Origin of the sequence: Mammaliicoccus sp. FSL K6-3158, assembly GCF_038005105.1 — a bacterium.
Taxonomy (GTDB): domain Bacteria; phylum Bacillota; class Bacilli; order Staphylococcales; family Staphylococcaceae; genus Mammaliicoccus; species Mammaliicoccus sciuri.
Genome location: NZ_JBBOSL010000001.1, coordinates 1,543,790 through 1,564,517 on the forward strand (window position 1 = coordinate 1,543,790; position 20,728 = coordinate 1,564,517).

Annotated in this window: 17 protein-coding genes; 6 read left to right on the plus strand and 11 right to left on the minus strand. The window is 31.4% G+C overall.

Going from position 1 to position 20,728, the window contains the following annotated elements; translation table 11 throughout:
• The first annotated feature begins 130 nt into the window (after positions 1-130).
• Complete coding sequence (locus MHH94_RS07730; protein WP_058591310.1) at positions 131-1,645, plus strand: Na+/H+ antiporter NhaC family protein; 1,515 nt, start codon at positions 131-133, stop codon at positions 1,643-1,645.
• A gap of 33 nt (positions 1,646-1,678) precedes the next feature.
• Here MHH94_RS07730 and MHH94_RS07735 read toward each other — a convergent pair whose 3' ends face one another.
• The 5 genes from MHH94_RS07735 to mqo form a co-directional block, all read right to left on the minus strand.
• Positions 1,679-2,815 (minus strand): glycerate kinase, encoded by a 1,137-nt coding sequence (locus tag MHH94_RS07735; protein WP_106417679.1) that lies wholly within the window; start codon positions 2,813-2,815, stop codon positions 1,679-1,681.
• A 148-nt stretch (positions 2,816-2,963) separates the two neighbouring features.
• Entirely contained in the window at positions 2,964-3,377 is a 414-nt protein-coding gene (locus tag MHH94_RS07740; RefSeq protein ID WP_181294758.1) for a VOC family protein, read from the minus strand.
• A gap of 113 nt (positions 3,378-3,490) precedes the next feature.
• A complete protein-coding gene (locus MHH94_RS07745; RefSeq protein WP_088592375.1) occupies positions 3,491-4,711 on the minus strand; it encodes a Y-family DNA polymerase in 1,221 nt (406 codons plus the stop codon).
• Between the two features lie 142 nt (positions 4,712-4,853).
• Positions 4,854-5,258, minus strand: coding sequence for a sporulation protein (locus MHH94_RS07750; protein WP_048543099.1), 405 nt, complete (start codon positions 5,256-5,258; stop codon positions 4,854-4,856).
• A gap of 128 nt (positions 5,259-5,386) precedes the next feature.
• Positions 5,387-6,871, minus strand: a complete 1,485-nt coding sequence (gene mqo, locus MHH94_RS07755; RefSeq protein WP_058591313.1) for a malate dehydrogenase (quinone) — start codon at positions 6,869-6,871, stop codon at positions 5,387-5,389.
• 394 nt (positions 6,872-7,265) lie between these two features.
• Here mqo and MHH94_RS07760 point away from each other — a divergent pair, with 394 nt between their 5' ends.
• Positions 7,266-8,279: a cation diffusion facilitator family transporter gene (locus MHH94_RS07760; protein ID WP_048543103.1), complete on the plus strand. Its 1,014-nt coding sequence runs from the start codon at positions 7,266-7,268 to the stop codon at positions 8,277-8,279.
• Complete coding sequence (locus MHH94_RS07765; RefSeq protein ID WP_037560206.1) at positions 8,279-8,464, plus strand: 2-hydroxymuconate tautomerase; 186 nt, start codon at positions 8,279-8,281, stop codon at positions 8,462-8,464. Before MHH94_RS07760 ends, MHH94_RS07765 begins: the two co-directional genes overlap by 1 nt.
• A 73-nt stretch (positions 8,465-8,537) precedes the next feature.
• Here the strand turns inward: MHH94_RS07765 and MHH94_RS07770 are convergent, their stop codons facing one another.
• The gene (locus MHH94_RS07770; protein WP_106417866.1) at positions 8,538-9,515 is read right to left on the minus strand and encodes an LCP family protein; all 978 of its coding nucleotides are present in this window, start codon (positions 9,513-9,515) and stop codon (positions 8,538-8,540) included.
• A gap of 154 nt (positions 9,516-9,669) precedes the next feature.
• Between MHH94_RS07770 and msrA the strand changes: the two genes are divergently transcribed.
• Together msrA and MHH94_RS07780 are read left to right on the plus strand one after the other, a co-directional pair.
• The gene (msrA, locus tag MHH94_RS07775) at positions 9,670-10,170 is read left to right on the plus strand and encodes a peptide-methionine (S)-S-oxide reductase MsrA (protein ID WP_037587960.1); all 501 of its coding nucleotides are present in this window, start codon (positions 9,670-9,672) and stop codon (positions 10,168-10,170) included.
• Positions 10,171-10,263: 93 nt separating this feature from the next.
• On the plus strand, positions 10,264-10,881 hold the full coding sequence (locus MHH94_RS07780; RefSeq protein WP_048543107.1) for a DedA family protein: 618 nt from the start codon (positions 10,264-10,266) through the stop codon (positions 10,879-10,881).
• Between the two features lie 47 nt (positions 10,882-10,928).
• On the opposite strand, the gene mprF is transcribed toward MHH94_RS07780, so the two are convergent.
• The 4 genes from mprF to glcT form a co-directional block, all read right to left on the minus strand.
• Positions 10,929-13,454, minus strand: a complete 2,526-nt coding sequence (gene mprF, locus MHH94_RS07785) for a bifunctional lysylphosphatidylglycerol flippase/synthetase MprF (RefSeq protein WP_088592379.1) — start codon at positions 13,452-13,454, stop codon at positions 10,929-10,931.
• A gap of 121 nt (positions 13,455-13,575) precedes the next feature.
• Positions 13,576-14,730 (minus strand): AI-2E family transporter, encoded by a 1,155-nt coding sequence (locus tag MHH94_RS07790; RefSeq protein ID WP_078355977.1) that lies wholly within the window; start codon positions 14,728-14,730, stop codon positions 13,576-13,578.
• 215 nt (positions 14,731-14,945) lie between these two features.
• Positions 14,946-17,012 carry a glucose-specific PTS transporter subunit IIBC gene (gene ptsG, locus MHH94_RS07795; protein WP_106417810.1) on the minus strand — a complete coding sequence of 689 codons (2,067 nt, stop codon included), beginning with the start codon at positions 17,010-17,012 and terminating at the stop codon, positions 14,946-14,948.
• A gap of 123 nt (positions 17,013-17,135) precedes the next feature.
• Complete coding sequence (gene glcT / locus MHH94_RS07800; RefSeq protein WP_078355759.1) at positions 17,136-17,972, minus strand: glucose PTS transporter transcription antiterminator GlcT; 837 nt, start codon at positions 17,970-17,972, stop codon at positions 17,136-17,138.
• Between the two features lie 101 nt (positions 17,973-18,073).
• Here glcT and MHH94_RS07805 point away from each other — a divergent pair, with 101 nt between their 5' ends.
• Entirely contained in the window at positions 18,074-19,057 is a 984-nt protein-coding gene (locus tag MHH94_RS07805) for a DUF1002 domain-containing protein (protein WP_058591318.1), read from the plus strand.
• 40 nt (positions 19,058-19,097) lie between these two features.
• On the opposite strand, the gene MHH94_RS07810 is transcribed toward MHH94_RS07805, so the two are convergent.
• Positions 19,098-20,660, minus strand: a complete 1,563-nt coding sequence (locus tag MHH94_RS07810; RefSeq protein ID WP_058591319.1) for an alanine/glycine:cation symporter family protein — start codon at positions 20,658-20,660, stop codon at positions 19,098-19,100.
• Positions 20,661-20,728: the final 68 nt, after the last annotated feature.

Here is a 20,728-nt window from a genome sequence, read left to right on the forward strand (position 1 = left end):
TAATTGTCACTGTTCTATGTATAAGAATGCATATCATTGTTAATTTATTAAAATCATATTTACTTATTTATAATTATATGTGAAGATTAAATAATTACATATTTCAGAATATTTTGAAGGGGGTATTTTTATGGATCATTTTGGCTTTTGGTCGATTATTCCTCCAATTATAGCCATTATTATGGTATTACTTACGAGAAGTGTTATTGTTTCATTATTTTTAGGATTATTTTCAGGTATACTCTTGTTAACAAGCTTTCATCCAATATCTTCTTTAAAAAAATTACTTGGAGATTATTTGTACAGCACGGTTGCTGATGAATATAATGCGGGCATACTTATCTTATTAGTGTTTATCGGAGGATTTGTGGCGTTGCTTGAGAACTCAGGCGGTGCAAAAGCATTTGCGAATCGATTTATATCAGGTGCAAAAAGTCGTATCAAAATCCAACTTGCTGCTTGGTTTAGTGGTATTATAATATTCTTTTCTGAAATGGGCACACCTTTAATTGTTGGTCCAATTTATGAAAGTTTATTTGATAAAGCGAAGATATCACGAGAAAAATTAGCTTGGATTATTGATTCAACAGCATCGCCAGTTTCTGTAATGGTACCGTTTATTGGTTGGGGCGTTTATATTATGGGTTTAATTGATACAGAATTTAAACGATTAAGTATAGATATGTCCTCATGGGATGCCTTTATGGTTTCATTACCCTACTTTATTTATCCAGTCCTTGCGGTATTAATCGTCCCTCTTATTATTTTATTAAAATTAGATTTCGGACCTATGAAAGCAGCTGAGGATCGTATAATGAATACTGGTCAAATTTATTGGGACAATGCGAAGCCATTAAGAGAAAGTGTAGAAGTTGATAAAGATGTAGAAAATAAAAGTAAACCCATTCTAATTTGGTTACCTATCGTCATTTTAATTGTTTCATTGTTTACTTTATTAGCACCTAAAGGATTCCCGTTCCAAAGTGTAGAGGGTAAAGATTTCAGAATAGCTTTAAGTTTATCTTATTTCTTTGCTGCTATTTCTATTATCCTATTAATGTTATTTTATAAAGTTAAGACAATTAGCCAATCATTAAATATTTATACTACCGGTATGAAAAATATGACAGATATTTTAGTTATTTTAGTATTAGCATGGTCTTTAGGAAGTGTATTGGACAAATTAGGAACGGCTAACTATATCGTTCAAGTTATCGATGGCACGATACCACCTGCTATAGTACCTGCTTTAATTTTCCTTGTTGGTGCATGTATGTCCTTCGCAAACGGAACTTCTTGGGGAACATTTGCTATTATGTTACCTCTCGCAATTCCATTAGGATATCATTTAGACATTTCGTTAGCAGTTTGTATAGGAGCCGTTATTTCTGGAGGTATCTTTGGGGATCATAGTTCTCCAATATCAGATACAACCATATTATCATCAACAGGTGCTGGTGCTGACCATAAAGATCACAATAAGACCCAAGTACCGATTGCAATATTTAACGGTATTGTAACAACGATTGCATTACTTATTACAAGTATGATTGATTTTAAATTCACACTCATTTTAGCTATCTTATTTATGATTTCTGGTGTCTTTATTATTAATCAAGTTCAAAAATATCGGTATAATCATTAAAAAGAGGTGGGAAATTAATCCCACTTCTTTTTATTATTTCCTTTTAAGCGCTCTAAATATTTGTTCAGTTTGTTGTTCAATGAATTTATCACCATTTTTCATAGCATCTTCTAAAGTCATTGGACCATTTGCAATACTAAATGCTGCAGTTAAGCCTTGTTCGTGAAGTGCTGATAATGGCATCTCTACCGTACCACCAATTGCGATAACAGGTATGTCATAAGATTTTGCAATTTGTGCAATTCCTGATATGACTTTTCCACCAGAAGTTTGACCATCTATTTTGCCTTCACCAGTGATAATCAAGTCTATTTCATTTTCTTTAATAATATCTTTAAAATTCACAAAACCTACTACAAGTTCGATACCTCTTTTTAATTCTGCATTTAAGAACGCTAACATGCCACCTGCTGTTCCACCTGCAGCACCAGCACCTTCTATATTGCTTATTTCTTTATCTTTAAATGACTTAATAACATCTGCAAAATGAATAAATGATTGATCTAGCCTCTCTACGATTTCTGGAGTTGCTCCCTTTTGTGGCCCAAATATATAACTTGCACCTTGTTTACCAACGAATGGATTCGTCACATCGCATGCGATTTCAAATTTCACATCATGTATTTGTGGCATCACATCTGATTGATCTATCGCTTCAATATTATGAATATGTTCTGCACCTAATGGTATTTCTACTCCATTTTTATCTAGAAATTGATAGCCTAATGCTTGTAATAAACCAATTCCTGCATCATTTGTAGCACTTCCACCTAAGCATACAATAAAATGTTTAATGCCTTTTTCAATGGCATCTTTAATAAGTAAGCCTGTTCCATAAGTGGTCGTATGTAATGGATTAAGTTCCTCTTGTTTAAGTAAATCAATCCCCGAACTTGTTGCTAGTTCGATAATTGCTGTCTTTCCATCGCCAGTTATACCATAACTTGATTGTATTGGTCTTGATAACGGATCTATACTATTAACTTCAATTACTGTTCCTTTAGTTGCTTGCACTAAATTAATCATCGTACCTTCTCCACCATCTGCCATTGGAAGAAGAAACGTCTTAGTATCAGGATCTACTGTTAAAATGCCACGTTCTATCGCTTGTGCAGCACTGAGTGCATCAATACTACCTTTAAAGGAATCTGGTGCAATTAATACTTTCATGAATAACGCCACCTTCTTTTGATTTCGTTCTAATTATATGTTACAGAAAAAATTTAAAATTAAAAGATTACAAATAATATAATGGAGAAAATTAAAAAACCATAAACTTTACTCAAAAATTGTTTATGGTTTTTCTTTATACTTTATTTTATTGATGTGTATAAGTTAAATCCCAACCTATACCAAATTGATCGATTACTTTCGCATATGTCTGTCCCCAGAAAGTTTGCCCAAGTTCCATTTGAACTTGTCCACCTTCTTTAAAAATATTATAAACTTCATTAATTTGTTCTTCTGTCTCAAATTCTAAAACAATATATATATTGTGATTATTATGAAGTGAATCATCGTCATTTGGTATATCAGAAAACATAAATAAATGACCATTAACTTCTAATTGTGCATGTATAATTCTATTAGGATCTTCGGAGGCATCTACACCTGCGTCACCATAAGTTTGTGATTCTCTTACACTTCCATCTAATGCTTCACTATAAAATGCTAATGCTTCTTCGCAAGTTCCGTTAAAGTAAAGATAAGGTGTAACTTGTTTAATCACCATGCACCACTCCCCATATTTGATTGTTAATCAAAATAAGTATATAAATGTGCAAAGAATTTGTCAAATGTTAATAAAGTTTACATTTTTAACACATAGTCATTATTTATTATATTTCACCTAAAATCGACTAGATTCTGTCTACTTTCATCTTGTCTTCTATACGTGTTATTGTCACTTTGTTCATTTGTAAGCAATGCTAATGCTTCATCACATTCTCGCTCAAATGTATCAATAAATAAATTCAGTTCACGAGCTCGTTCTGGCACGAGTTGTGTAAGTGAAATATTTAATGCTGAATACTTCTCATGTTTATCACATAACTGTTCTGTAAAACTCCAGATTACTCTAAATATATCCATCGTAATATTTGTGCCGTCTTTTAAAGTATAAGATTTAGATATTGTATTGGCATTACTTTTCAGTGAAAAAGCTATTGTCTTAACTAATAAATTTCTAGATCTTAATTGTTTCGTTAAACGTTCCACTTGTTGAAGTATAATTTCTTTCATTTCATAATATTGATATTGTTTTTCAAACGCTACTTCACATTTAATGTCCGGATTATAAATACTATGCGTTTCGCGTACGATATTTGTATCTATACCATTGCTGATTAGATTCAATTCCTTACCCATAGTGCCATATAATTGTGTTAATTTATTAACTGGATAACGTGCTAAATCTCCAACAGTATATAAACCAAGCTCATTTAATTCCTTTTCTAATCGATCATTTATGCCCCATACTTTATGCAACGGATGTATCGGCCACACTTTATCCCTTATATCGCTATAATTTAATAATCCAATTGATTGATCATGTTGATAAGATTCTGTATCTAAAGCCAACTTGCTCAGCAACATGTTCGGTCCAATACCTATATGGCAATTCAATTGCGTTTCTTGTTCAATTTCGGCTCGAATTCTAGCAGCAAATTCACTTGGTTTATCACAATATTGTTTATAATAATCTGTCACATCAATGAAAATTTCATTTACACGATGTTGTTGGATATCATCTGCGTGTACATAATTAAGCAATACTTTATAAATAGTATTTGCATAGTTTATATATTGTTTCATATTTGGATTGATGATAAAGATATCATTTCTATGTGGTATTTCAAATAGTCTTGAACCAGTCTTGATTCCTAATTCTTGTAATGGCTCAGTAGCAGAAATAACAATGGCGCCTTGCCTTTTCGTATCGGAAATAACAGCTAATTTATTTTCATTTGGGTTAATACCTTTAGAAACACATGACACATTCGCAAAAAAGTTATGAAGACTTAAACATAAAATATATCTCTCTTGGAAATCACTGTAATTGTACATCACATCACCTCCCAGAACATTTGTTTGTATCATCATTATATACGAACATACGTTCTATTTCAAGAGATTTATTTGTCTAAATAAAAAAGCCCTACAAAGCTTTAACCTCTTATAGGTCAGCTTTGTAAGACTTGATTATTAATTATCGTACTATACTTAATTTTTCTTCATCATCAGCGCCAATTGACTGATCGATATGAACATGTGTCTTTAAATATATTTCATCTGGTTCACCTTTGAATTCAATTTGTTCTAATTTAAATTCAAATTCATATTCTTGATGGTCTTTCTTCTTAATCAAGAAGGATTGATTAACTTTATGCTTATGCAATTCATAATCAAATTCCGAAAAATCACTATCCTCATTTTGATTATTGACACGTTCAATAAGGGACAATTCGATATATTTAACTTCTAAATCACATGACCCACCTTTAAATATTACTTTACCTTTAATGGGTTCTTCTTCATTAAAAGTCATCTTTTCTAAACGCGTATCGATTGTTAGATTACCGACACCTATAGAGGTAAGTAATTTTTCAAACATAATACAAATCCCCCTTAATCTTCATTAAAGATAGTTTAACCCGATTAAACTAAAATTTAAAGTGATTAAAGAGAATTTTTTAATTATAGTTGATAATTTTTTAACAATCATCAATATTTAAAATAACCTTACTTATATAAACCTAATGCTTTCGAAGTTGATGAATTAATTTCATTAAATAAATCAGGATTATCAGATAAGTTTGTTCTAAATGAAGGTATCATTTGTTTAATCTTATCTTCCCAGTTTACAAATTCATTAGGGAAACAGTTTTCAAGTAACTGCAACATAACATGTACAGCAGTAGAAGCGCCTGGAGAGGCACCTAATAACGCAGAAATAGAGCCATCTTCACTTGTTACAAGTTCAGTACCAAATTGTAATGTACCCTTTCCGCCTTCTTGAGTATCTTTAATGACTTGTACACGTTGACCAGCGATTACGATATCCCAATCTTCTAACTTCGCAGTCGGTATAAATTCTTTTAGTTCTTCTAAACGCTTTTCATCTGACAATAAGACTTGTTCTACTAAATATTTAGTTAATCCCATTTCTTTTAAACCAGCTGATAACATCGTAAAGATATTATTCGGTTTCACTGAACCAAATAAATCTAAGTTAGAGCCAGTCTTCAAGAATTTAGGCGAGAATCCAGCAAATGGTCCAAATAATAATGAACGTTTACCTTCAATGTATCTAGTATCTAAATGCGGTACTGACATTGGTGGCGCTCCAACTTTTGCTTTACCGTAAACTTTAGCATCATGTTTAGCAATAATTTCTTCATTATTACATACCATAAATAAACCACTAACTGGGAAACCTCCTATATTAGAAGCTTCTTTTATGCCTGTCTTTTGTAAAAGTGGTAAACTACCACCACCGGCGCCGATAAACACGAATTGAGTATTATGGTATTCAACCTTTTTAGTTTCGGCATTATAAATCTTTAATTGCCATGAATTGTCTTCATTTCTTCGAATATTCTGAACAGAATGATTATAATTTAACTCAACACCTTGGTCTTTTAAGTCACTTAATAATGAGCGCGTTAAATTCCCAAAGTTTACATCCGTACCAGATTCAATTTTAGTTGCGGCAATTCTTTCATCTTGAGAACGCCCTTCCATCATAAGCGGCATCCAATGCTTTAACGTTTCAAAATTATCTGTAAACGTCATACCAGTGAATAATGGATTTTTTGATAATGCATCACATCTATTTTTCAAAAATTGTACATTTTTGTCTCCATACACAAAACTCATATGTGGTACAGGACGAATAAATGATTGTGGATCTGTTAAACTACCTTTATTTACTAAATATGTCCAAAATTGCTTTGATAATTGAAATTGTTCATTTATTTGAATTGCTTTATCAATATTAACTGAACCATCCGCCTCTTCTTTAGTATAATTCAATTCACATAATGCTGAATGACCAGTTCCGGCGTTGTTCCATTCATTAGAACTTTCTTCAGCTGGTTTTGATAATTTTTCAAATAATTTAATTTCTAAATTTGGTGATAATTCTTTAAGCATAGTACCTAAAGTAGCACTCATAATGCCTCCACCAATTAATATTACATCTGTTTTCTTATGTAAAGCATTCATAATTAACTACAGAGCCCCTTTCAATATTAACCATTTCGACTAAATATATGTCCATAAAAAATATACAAATGAATAATTTGTATGAATTAATCTATGTATTACTACTATTATAAACCTTATACTTTCATTTAAAAAGTGACAACAAGTGCACAATGTGTAATAAGTTAACTTTATTATTAAGTTACATTAAAATAGTCGAGTATTAGTATAACTTAATTAACATATCTATATAAATAGTATAACACATTCCCTAAATGAAGGTTTTAAAAATTTAAACCAACTTTTATAGTTGACATAATATTATTATGATATTTACATAAAAATACTTATATTATAATAAAATTGGGTATTATAGTGGTATAATCAAAACAAAAATATTTTAAAGGAGTTTTTTATGAAAGCTTTCATTAATTTACTAAAAAAAGGAAGCAAGTCTTCGCTTTCTGCTGCAGTTGTTAACTTTATTTTAGGTTGTTTAAAGTTATTCGCTTTTATCTTTACAGGAAACATCGCTATGTTTGCTGAAATGATGCACTCTTTTGGTGATGCAGCAAACCAACTTTTTGTATTTTTAGGATCAGCATTTTCTAAAAGAAGTCCGAATGAAAAATTCCCTCTTGGATATGGAAGATTAATTAACCTCGTTTGTTTAATAGCTGTTATTATTGTAGGTATTTTATCTTATGAGACAGTTAAAGAAGGTTTCCACCATATTGTCCATCCAAATGAAACTGGTGGACCAATATTATTTTTCTGGATTAATATTGCTGTTTTAGCTATCGGTATTATTTTAGAAGGTAGTGTTTTAAGAAAAGCTGGTAAAGAAATCTTAGAGGAAGCTGGTGAAAGCAGTAAAGGATTACTGACACCATTTACTAAAAGTTATTTACTGATTGGTAAAGCTAAACCTGCAACAAAATTAGTATTCATGGAAGATACTGTCGCAACTGGCGGTGGTATTATTGCCGTTCTTTCAATCATTATTGCAAGATTAACAGGTTTAGGTATGTTAGAAGGTATTGCTTCAGTCATCATTGGTGTGATGATGTTTATAGTTGTGGGTATTATCTTTATTGAAAATGCACAAGGCGTTCTTGGTATTGCAGATCATGAATCTGAAATACATGCTTCACGTGTCATATTAGACGACAAAGCAATTAGTGATATTAAAAGACTTGCTGTTATTAAAGAAGGAGAAGCACTTCATATAGAATGTTTATTAGAAGTTAATCACAATTATACACTTAAAGAGTTGTCAGATATCAGAAAACGGATTATATTAAAATTGTTAGACTTATCTCATGTTGAAGATGTGAACATTGAATTCATAGAAGATGACGGTCAAACAGACTGGAATGGAGATAGTGGTCCTTCAGCAAATATTCAATATAATAAGGAGCGTTTATAATGCCAATCGTAAACATTAAATTAATTGAAGGTAGATCAGATGAACAATTGAAAGGTCTTGTAAAAGATGTTACAGAAGCTGTTCATCAAAATGCAAAAGCACCAAAAGAAAATATTCATGTCATTATTGAAGAAATGAAACCTGAACACTACGGTGTTGCTGGTACACGTAAATCTGATTCATAAGAACTATATAATTATATAAAAAGCAATAAATGGTCAAAGTGACCATTTATTGCTTTTTTCGTTTCCTTAATGATTAATCGTTAAGAAATTTCTTAATTGCTTCTTTATTTTTTTCTTTGTCGATTTTTAATACTGCCCCATTTTCAATATCATTCTCATTTGTATAAGAACCTTTAACAGGGACTGTTAACGTCTTAATATCTTTATCGCCTCTAGCTAAGAAGCTAGCTCCCGTTTTGTAAATTGTTTGATCATCTAAATTGGTATTAACATAACCTCTAGCAATACCAGCTAATTTCGGTGCTTTAACAACTGAATCTACACTCATCATTTCTGATTTTAGTGCAGTCATGACTTGTTGTTGTCTTCTAACACGACCAAAGTCACCTTCTTCATCGTGTCTAAAGCGCGCATAACCTAATAATTCTTTCCCGTTTAAATTATGTTGCCCTTGTTTTAAAGTAACACCAATTTTGGCAGACATATCTTTTTCAACATCGATTGGAACGCCTTTAGGTGCAATTTCATCGACCATTTCTTCAAATCCATCAAAATCGATAATTGCATAGTATTCCGGATCAATATCAAGGTTCTTCTTCAATGTCTTACGTAATAATTCAGGTCCGCCTAATGAATATGCAGTATTAATCTTATAATTACGATAGCCACCTGGGATTTCTGAATAAATATCTCTCATGACAGATACAATTTTGAGATCTTTTTTCAAGTAATCGTATTGAACAATCATAATTGAGTCTGTTCTAGGTTGTGAATTATCTACTTTGCGGTCCTCACCTAATACGAGCACATTTACTTTACCATCATTCCGCGTTGTACTATTGAATTTATGTAATTGCTGCTTTTTACCATTATCTGATGAAACTTTCAAACCAGATTTATAAGAAGCATTAATGTAAAATCCAAGTCCAATTAAAAGTAAGATGATACCTAAGAAAATAAAAGGTCTTTTTTTAATTCTACGCTTTTTTCTTCTTGTAGGTATATTCGTTTGACGATTATCTTCAGTTTCTGATTGATTATGCGAAGTCATTGTTACCAACCTTTTATCTTCAAAATTGAGTCTAATTATATTATAATGAGACTCATACATTAAGTTAACCAATTTATATACTAAAAATCAAGAAAAATTGCAAAGCTAACTTAAAAATAAGACTTGAGACTGAATAAAGGATGGTAAAAATATCATGAATATGAATAAAGCGTATTTTGCAGGAGGATGCTTTTGGTGTATGGTTAAGCCATTTGACCAATATGAAGGAATAGATAAAGTGACTTCAGGTTATATGGGTGGAACTACTGAAAATCCAACATACGAAGAAGTAAAAAAGGGTGATACCGGACATTATGAAGTTGTCGAAATCCAATATGATGTAGCTTTATTCTCATATAATAGACTGCTAGAAATATATTTTGCAATTATTGATCCTACTGATGCTCATGGACAATTCCAAGACAGAGGTACACAATATGAAACAGCTATTTTCTATACAAATGATGATCAGAAGAAACTTGCTGAACAGTATATCGAACAATTAAATAAAGAATTACCAGAAGGAAAATCAGTCGTTACAAAATTATTACCATATAAACCTTTTTACAAAGCTGAAGATTATCATCAAGATTTCTATAAGAAGAATCCTGAAAGATATCAAGAAGAACAAACAATTAGACAAAGTTTAAAATAAACAAGTATAGCATAACAGTATCGTATACAATTATGCTATACTGTTATTTTTATATAATATCTATCAGTATTTAAGATATAAAAGGAGAACATTATGGAACAATGGATTACTGATTTTATGACGCATTATGGATATATCGGTGTCTTCATACTCGTATTTTTAGAATATGTTATACACCCCTTCCCTTCTGAAATCATATTAACATTTGCAGGCTTTATGACTTCACAGTCAGAGTTGAATATCATAATTGTATGTTTACTTACAATTTTAGGCGCCGTACTCGGAGCACTTGTATTATATAGCATTGGTGCTCTTATAGGAGAAGAACGTTTATATAAATTTATACATAAACGTGGCAAATATATAGGTATCAAAACACAAGACTTAGATAAGACCATTCAATGGTTAGATAAATATGGACATTGGGCTATCTTTTTAGGACGCTTTATCCCAATTGTCAGAACACTCATTTCATTACCAGCTGGTATAACTAAAATGAACTTACCCGTATTTATACTTTTAACAGCAATCGGCACAGGTATGTGGAATATATTTCTTATCATGCTCGGTAAAATGTTAGGCAATCATTGGCATCAAATTCTCATATATGTAGGTATGTATTCTAAAGTGTTTATTGTAATCATCGCGATTGCAGTACTATACGTCCTATACTTATGGTATAAACGCATTAAAGAAACACGTGTTAATTAAATCCAAACAAAACCCAAAACCACTTTTTTACAAGTGGTTTTGGGTTTTTATTTATGATTAATTGTTAAAGATACTCTTATTAAATTCCATAATAGTGAACTATATTTACGATATACTAAATATCTTGGTTCCCATTCTGGATAAAATTTTTGTTTATAATTTCGTAATCCTTGGAAGCTATATAAACCATTCATATTTTCGAATACTTTTGCTGCAAATTTTTCTCTTAAATATGCGTATTGATTATGTCCTACATTGGATAACGTAGCCATTCCCATATTAAATTGTTTGTAGCCTTGTTCTTGTGCCCATAACAACATATGGATATATAAAGCGTCCATCATTGGTAGTTCTACTTCTTTGTTCCATCTAATTAGATCTACGGATATGGAATCATTATAATTTGTATACATTAATGAACAGAAACCTACTATTTCATTGCCATCATTTCTTATAACTGCGATTGGTGCTTTATTTAAATAATCTTCATCAAATGACCCAACTGAAAAGCTCATTTCTTTCTTGTCACCTAACCAGCCGTCACTAATAGATTTCAACATGTCAATATCATCTTTTGCAAATGGCGCTTCTATTATTTCAAATTGATAGCCTTCTGATGCCATTTTATTATGAGTTGCACGCATACCACGTTTTTTCTTACCAGATAAACTGAATGTTTCGAGGTCTATGAGTGCTTCTTCTCCTAATTTGAAAAAGACATTTCCATAATCATGATATAAAGAAAGTAATTTACTTTGTACTTGATAGAAAATAATATCATGACCTAAAAAATGCATTTGATCATAAAATTCTTTTAATACTTCATGATATTTATCAGAGTTACCGACTGGATCACCTAACACGATAACTGCATTCATCTTATGTCGATACATAATAAAGACATCTTCATCTTTATTAACATAAAATGATTTATCTCCTGTAAATGCTAAGTGACTCACATATGAACCTTGATTTTGGTCGATAATAGACTGTATCGTTTCATATGTAGCATTTGTATATAAACTTTTTTGGAATCTTTTTGAGAGTATATATGTTATGCACATACCGATTAAACATAAGATCGCAAGTGCAATTAAGAACATTGTAAACACAGCATATTTATCAAATTTAGTGACTTCATGTGGATATAAATTCAAATAATTTTTAGTGACAATTCTATTGAAAATAAACATTGTTAAAATTAATATACCACTTAAAACTATTTTCATAGGTGTAACAATCTTTTTGACAACGAGCGCATTTTTGTAGCCGATAAATAATAATACTAATAGTATCGTTAACCATAAAAATGCAATGATTGTACTATTCGTTAATATAGATACGACTAACATCACGATGACAGAAATTATGCTCATGAGAATAGATCGCATCGTACCAGACATAACGCCTTTAGCACAAATAAGTAACATAAGTGTAGAAGCTGTATGAAGTGCTAATAAGATTGAATAAAAAGTATAATGATGTGAGTAAATAGCATCATATAAGATTAAAATGTGATTAAAATAAAGTACAAATCCTGTAATACCTGATAACAAACCTAGCGCCAATGTTGGTACTTTGGTCATAAAATCACTCTGTACAGACTTTATGAATGATGTTGTATCAACTGCTGGTGTATAGAATTTACTTTCTTCGATGTATTTTTTAGCGATACTACCAAATTCAAATGTAGATAAACCAAGTGCTATAATAAATGGGAAGAAGTAATAAGCAACTCTATAGAGTAACAACGCTAATAATACTTTTTCTTCAGGTACACCAAGCGACTTAATACCTAATAAGATCACTAAATCAAATGCACCAAATCCCCCGGGTATCATACTAATTAATCCTGATAAGGCTGCAACAACAAATATCCCAACTAAGTGAGCAAAGTCTACATGAATATGTAATGCTTTCAAAATGACAAATAATAAGTAGCTCGCCGCAATCCATTCGAGTGCAGATACAATTGTAAATTTAAATCCAAGCAGTCTGTCTCGACTTATAGAAGGTTTCAAATACGACACAACTATAAATAAAGGAAGAAACAAACTGCCAATATATATGACAATTTTAGCCCATGAAATATCAGCTAGTAATGCATCCGCATTAAAAACACGAAATACAATAAGTACACATAATAAACTTAAACCGCTTAACATGGATAACAATAACAATGAAACACTTTTAACTAAATCTTTCTTATCTTCAACGTCATTTCTATAAGAATAAATTCTTAAACCAGCACCTATTAATCCACCAAATCCTAAAATACTGTTAAACGTGTTAATAATATAGCTAATGGATAAAACTTTATGTATTGGTAAACTAATTTTTAAAGACTGTTTTAGCATCATGTCGTATAGAGATAAAACAGAAACGGAAAGTACACCTAATATAATGATGCCTACAAAATAAAATGTATTCATTTCTCTAAAAAGCACGATTGTCTTTTTAAAGTCGATTTTTCCTAATTCATTATGCAATACAAAGACAACGATGCATAATATGATACATATAAATAAAACTTTTAATATTGGCAAAATTTTCTTTCGATTTAATAGTCTCATATTCTAACCTTCTTTTATTTTGTAATACTCCCAAATAATACCATATAAATATACAAATTAAAATGTTTAAAAAAGACTGCCATTAAGCTTCAAAAAGTTAAAGGCAGTCTATAGTTATAGTTTATTCTTTTTCATGTACAACTTCTTCATCTTTAAACTCGTATGGACCTGAGTCATCTTGATAATACTTATTATAGCGACGTTTAAATAATGTGAAGAGATGTGTCACTGCTACTTTAATAATAGCATATGCTGGAATACCTAAAATAACCCCTAGTATACCTGCTAAATTACCTGCACATAACAATACAAAGATAATTGTTAAAGGATGAATTTGCATTGTTTTACCCATAATATTTGGTGAAATAAAATGTCCTTCTAAAAATTGAACTGCAGCCCAAACAATTGCAAGTTTCAATAACATGAACGGTGAATCAATTGCAGCTAAAATAATTGCTGGTGAAATAGCGATAATTGGACCTAAATACGGTACAACACTAGTCACAGCAGCAATACTTGCTAATGTTAAAGCATAGTCTAATCCAATGATTGAATAACCGATAAATAGTAATACACCAATACAGAAAGCAACAATCATTTGACCTTGAATATAAGAACCAACTTGAACATTCATCTTATCAATTAAATCATGTGTATCTTTTCTGAATTTTGGTGGCATTAATCTAATAAAGTAATTTCTGAATTTCGCGCCATCTTTAAGTAAAAAGAATAATACAAATGGGAATGTAATAATGATCACAACAACATGTGTAATTGTAGATACAAATGTTTGGAACTTATTACTAAAATCTCCTACTGAATTAGATATTTTCTTAGGAATATCGCTAAAGTTCTGTTGGAACCAATTTTGAGCTTGTGTATAGTAATCCGCTACAAATGAATTTTGAGAAAGCTCTTTTAATTTATCACTAAATTCATCGAAATATGTAGGTAAATTTTTAGATAAACTCTCAACTTGATGTTGTACAACAGGTATTAATAACGTCACAATTAGTGTAAATGCTGCGATAATCACACATAATAATATGATGATTCCCCATAATCTAGAGATGTTAAACCTTTCCATAAAATTAATTAAAGGATTAAACAAATAGAATGCAACAAATGCAACAATAATTGGGCCAATTAAAGTTGTCGTAATTGTCACGATAGGTTCAAAAACAAATGAAACATGTTGGAAAATAAATATTGTTAACCCTATCAAAATCAATAATCCTAAAATAAAATAAATATCACGTCCACCGAAAAACTGCATAAAACGTGTTGTTTTATTAAAAGTATTATTGGAATGCTTTTCTTTTTCCAAAATAAGCCCTCCTCTTAAAGATTTATAATCTATTATACCCTAATCGAATCACTTTAAAAACAAAAATTTACATTTATAGTTTACATAATAATATTATAAACGCTTAATTTAGAATATAAAAAGAAGATACACCATGAAGATGTATCTTCTCATCCATAAAAGTCTTATTTAACGACTAATATTTTATCACCTTGTTCAACTGTACCTGTTGTTAATACTTCTAATGAAGAATCACCAAGATTAGTCACTACAATTGGCGTTATAGTACTATCAGCATTTTCTTTAATGAAGTCTAAATCAACTTTCATTAATGGTTGACCTTTAACAATATCTGTATCAGCTTCCGCTAAAATTTCAAATCCTTTACCTTCTAATTTAACTGTTTCTAAACCGAAGTGGATTAATAATTCAACACCGTCATTAGATTCTAAACCAATCGCATGTTTTGTAGGGAATGTCATTTTCAATTTACCATCAAATGGTGCAACAACTTCACCAGTTTCAGGAATAATTGCAACGCCGTCACCCATCATTTTTTCAGAGAATACTTTATCTGGTACTTCAGAGATGTTAACAACTTCACCTTTAATTGGTGCATAAATTGTTGCGCCACCTTCAGCTAAAATAGCAGCACTTTCTTGATCGCCTTCTTCAGTAACAGTTGTTTCATCAGGTTTCGTAATTTCACCTGAAATGATACGTGCCATATCGTGTTTAATTTGATCTGATTTAGGTCCAAAAATAGCTTGGATATTGTTACCGACTTCAAGTACACCTGATGCTCCTAAACTTTTCAGTTCATCTTTGTTTACTTCAGATTTATTTAATACTTCAACACGTAAACGCGTAATACATGCATCTAAATGTTTGATGTTTTCTTTACCACCCATTGCATCTAATACATCGAATGGAAGCTCTGCTACTGAACTATTGCGTGATTCAGATTCTTTATCTTCACGACCAGGAGTTTTTAAGTTAAATTTCTTAATCGCAAATGTAAATAAGAAGTAATAAACTAGCGCATAAATAATACCTACTGGAATAACAAGTAGTGCATTTGTACGATCCCAGTTTAACAAACCGTATAATACGTAATCGATAAATCCACCAGAGAATGTCATACCAATTTGAATATGTAGTAGATGCATCACTAAGAATGATGTACCTGCTAAAATAACATGAATACCGTATAATACTGGTGCTACGAATAAGAATGAGAACTCTAAAGGTTCAGTAATACCTGTTAAGAATGATGTTAAACCTGCAGATAACATTAAACCGCCGACAACTTTTTTACGCTCTGGACGAGCTTGACGATAGATTGCATATGCTGCAGCTGGTAAACCAAACATCATAAATGGATATTTACCAGTTGTGAATGCACCCGCTGTAAATGGTACACCGTCTTTAACTTGTGCCATAAATATTCTTTGGTCACCACGAACTAATTCACCTGCAGAATTTACATAGTTACCAAATTCAAACCAGAATGGTGAGTAGAAAATGTGATGTAATCCAAATGGAATTAAAGCACGTTCGATAATACCAAATATAAATGTTGTTAAAGCTAAGTTCTTATCTAATAAGAATGTAGATAAGTTATTTAAGCCATCTTGAATTGGTGGCCATGCAAATGAAAGAATAATACCTGCAATAATTGCTATTACAGATGTTGCGATAGGTACAAATCTTTTACCCGCAAAGAATCCTAAAAATGGTGGTAAGTTGATATTATAATATTTGTTGTAACACCATGCTGCAAGAGCACCCATTATAATACCACCAAACACCCCTGTTTGAAGTGTTGGAATACCAAGAACTAATGCGTTTGCTGGATCTTTAGCAGTTTGCCCTAAAGTTTTAGCGCCTTCAGCATAACTATAAATGTCATCAATTGAAATACCTTTAACAACTCCCATTGTTGTATTCATAATAAGGTAACCAACTAATGCTGCCAATGCTGCAACACCATCTCCTCCAGCTAAACCTAATGCTGTCCCGAGTGCGAATAGTAATGGTAAATTATCAAAGATAATTTGACCAGATGATTCCATTACTGAAGCTATCATGACAATAACATCAGATTTTAACCAAGGTGCAATTTCAACGAATTGATCGTTCTGCATTGCATTACCAAACGCAAGTAAAATACCCGCTGCTGGTAAAATCGCAACTGGTAACATTAATGCTTTACCAATACGTTGCAATTGTCCAAAGAACTTTTTAAACATAATTAATACCCTCCTAATTGTTTAACTTCGTAAATCACGGCATGAAAAAAGGCATGAGCAAAGAAACTTACCATTACGGTAAAGTCTATTTGCTCATGCCTGATCGTATCAGTAACACGCAATTTATAAGTTATTATTAAAGTGCTGGATGTGCATTGTTAAATATGCCAACTCAGATTGATATACTGGCTTCTTCAATTGTGTTTGCATCATCTTCACTATCTTTACGGATATATTATAGCACAATGGATATTGCGCTTTCAATAGTGTTTCGATATTAGTTGCATCTGGAATTCGTTCATCTGCCAATACTCTTTGAATCGCAAAGTGAAGGTGCCGAACAAAACGACTATAATTAATACTATTTTTATTAATATCAACTTCTAGGCCTTCTTCTATTATAATGATTGCTTTTTGAATAATCGCTTTTATATTGTGTATATCACGAATTGAATGATTCACTTCTGCAGAGTGAATATGTAAAGCAATAAATCCTGCTTCTGATTCAATAAACTGTAAATTTAATTTTTCGTTTAATGCTTTAACAGCTTTTTCTGCTATTTGATATTCCCTCGGATAAAGCAGTTCTGTCTCTTTTAAAAAAGGATTATGAACATGTATACCTTCTTTAATACGCTTGATCGCAAATAACATATGGTCTGTTAAAGATATTAATGTCTTTTCACTAACACTTCCACCCAACTGTTTATCAATACCATTTACAACTTCTAAAACGATACTAAACACTTCATCATTTGTACCATCTAATAATTGCTTATATTTATTTTTATCATTTTCAGATTCTAATAAATATACCTTTTCGATTAAATCTGTATTAATTTCTTCACCTTGTTTTTTTCCGAAACCAATTCCCTTACCAACTAATATAACTTCTTTATCATAATAATTAGCAACTAACACATTATTATTTAATGCCTTTTCGATAATGTATTTTCCCATATCTTAAACCTCATTCTGAAGACCTATTACATATTATACATTTGATGATAATATAATGATAGATATATTTTATATCAATAAATTTGAGGATGTGCAAACATATGAAAAAAACAAAACTATATATAATAAGTGTTCTTGCTGTTTTATTATTATCTACTATTCTATATCCGAAACATCAAGCCCATGCGGTAACTGAAGAGGCTTGGGATAATGCCGTTACTGTTTACGGTGCAGCATTACAAAATAATACAAGTGCTAAAGATACAACTTCAAACTTATTAGGTACTAAAAACAGTGACAAGACAACTTACGTTACTGCTGATGATTTAAATAAATACTTAAATATGCAATCATCAAATGATGTCTTAAAATCAAGTATTCGTATTACAAAGACTTCTAAAGGCAGTGGTCTTAACTTAACGATTAATCAAGACCAAGGTCAAATTACAAAAGTAACAAAAGACACATATAAAAATGCATTAATGACAGCTGGTATTAAAGATGCTGATGTAACAATTGCTTCAAGTGAAGATGTTACAGGTGAAAGTGCATTAGCTGGTGTATACAAAGCATTTGAAGAACAAGGTGAAGAAGTAGATTCAAATAGAACACAAGTCGCTCAAGAAGAGTTATCTACAATTAACCAAATAACTGAAGAAAATAAAGGTCAAGAAGGATTTTCTCAATCACAATTAAACAAAACGATTGCAGAATCTAAACAAGCAGTAGCTGAAAAGTCAGGTAATGTAACAATCAATGAAATTACAAATATCGTTAACCAAAAAATCGAAGACAATGGTTTAACAAACGTTATTAATGATAACCAAATTAATATGATTGTTAATGTTATTGATAAAGCACAAAAAGACGGTGTCTTTAGCGGTGAAAATGCAAAAGATTTTATAAATAACTCGAAAGATTATGTTAATGATTTAGTTAAATCTGATGAATTTAAAGATGCAAAGAAAAAAGCTGAAGATTTAGGTAATGATATTAAAGACAAACTTCAAGACGAAGGTTTCTGGGATAAACTTGTAAATGCCATTAAAGATATCTTCAATTCAATTGTAAACTTATTTAAATAAAATGAAAACGCCATGGACACGTGTCCATGGCGTTTTCATTTTATTTATCTTCGTCTTTAACATCATCTTTAATATTTTCAAATGTATCTTCTTTAGGTTCTTCATACTTTGTTTTTACTTCAGATGATTGTTCTGTTGTTTCTTTTTTATTTATTGTTGCATAAGGGTTTTCACCCCATGCTTCGATATTATTAAAGTTACCTTTTAAGTTTTCAATCTTAAATACCGGATTTAACTTACGCTTTCTTTGTGCACGATAATCTTTAGCAACTTCAAATACGACAGTTGCAAGACCAAATAATGCTACGATATTGATAATCGCCATTAATCCCATAAATAGATCTGCTGTATCCCATACTGTTTGAACTTGTACTACTGAGCCAACAAAGACCATTGCTACAACTAAAAGTCTGAAGACAAACATAACAAATTTATTTTTAGTTAAATATTCAATATTTGATTGACCGTAGTAATAGTTACCAATTATTGAAGAGAATGCAAACATAAATACGGCTAGCGTTAAGAATATACCACCAAATTCACCTACATGTGTTATCAGTGCTTGTTGTGTTACGGCCACACCTTGTGGCGCATCAGCTCCAAATTGTAAATCTGTGTAAAGCAACAACATAATTGCCGTTGCTGAACAAATAATCATTGTATCAAAGAATACACCTAATGATTGTATTAAACCTTGCTTAACTGGATGGCTAACTGCTGCCGTTGCTGCTGCGTTTGCTGCAGAACCCATACCTGCTTCGTTTGAGAACAATCCACGTTTAATACCTTGCATAATTGCAAATCCCATTGCCCCACCAAATGCAGGATGGAAACCAAATGCACTTCTTACGATATTTTGAATCATTGGCCAAATTTGATCAACATTCATAAATAGGATATAACCAACTAAACCAATATATCCAACTGCCATAATTGGAACGATAAATGAAGATACTGTTGCAATACTTCTTACCCCACCAAAGATAACTAATGCTGTAATAATAGCCAAGATAATGCCTGTTATCACATTTGAAAATTCATATTGTTCATTTAAAGAAGCAGCAATCGTATTAGATTGAACTGTGTTAAATACAAATGCAAACGTTACAGTTATGAGAATTGCAAACACAACACCAAGCCATTTCTGACCTAAACCACGTTCTATGTAATATGCTGGTCCACCACGGAACCCACCTTCTTTATCTTTTACTTTATATACTTGTGCTAATGTTGCTTCAAAGAATGCACTTGCTGCACCAATAAATGCAATAACCCACATCCAAAATACTGCACCTGGGCCACCTAATACAATCGCAGTTGCAACACCTGCGATATTACCAGTACCAACACGAGAAGCAGCACTTATTGCAAATGCTTGGAAAGAAGATATACCTTTTCTTCCATCCTCTAATGTTTCAGGCTTTTCAAAAATGACTCTAAACATTTCTGGTAACCATCTAAGTTGTACTACTCTAGAACTTATTGTAAAAAATACGCCAGCTAGTAGTAATAGGAAAATTAAGTTTTGAGTCCAAATTAAATCATTACCCCATTGAACAAAGTTATGAAACCAACCTGGGATATAACTATCAAAATCCTTCAAAGAAATCCCTCAATTCTAATAATATAGTCATAATAAATCGCTATCATGATTTTACCATGTGCCATTCA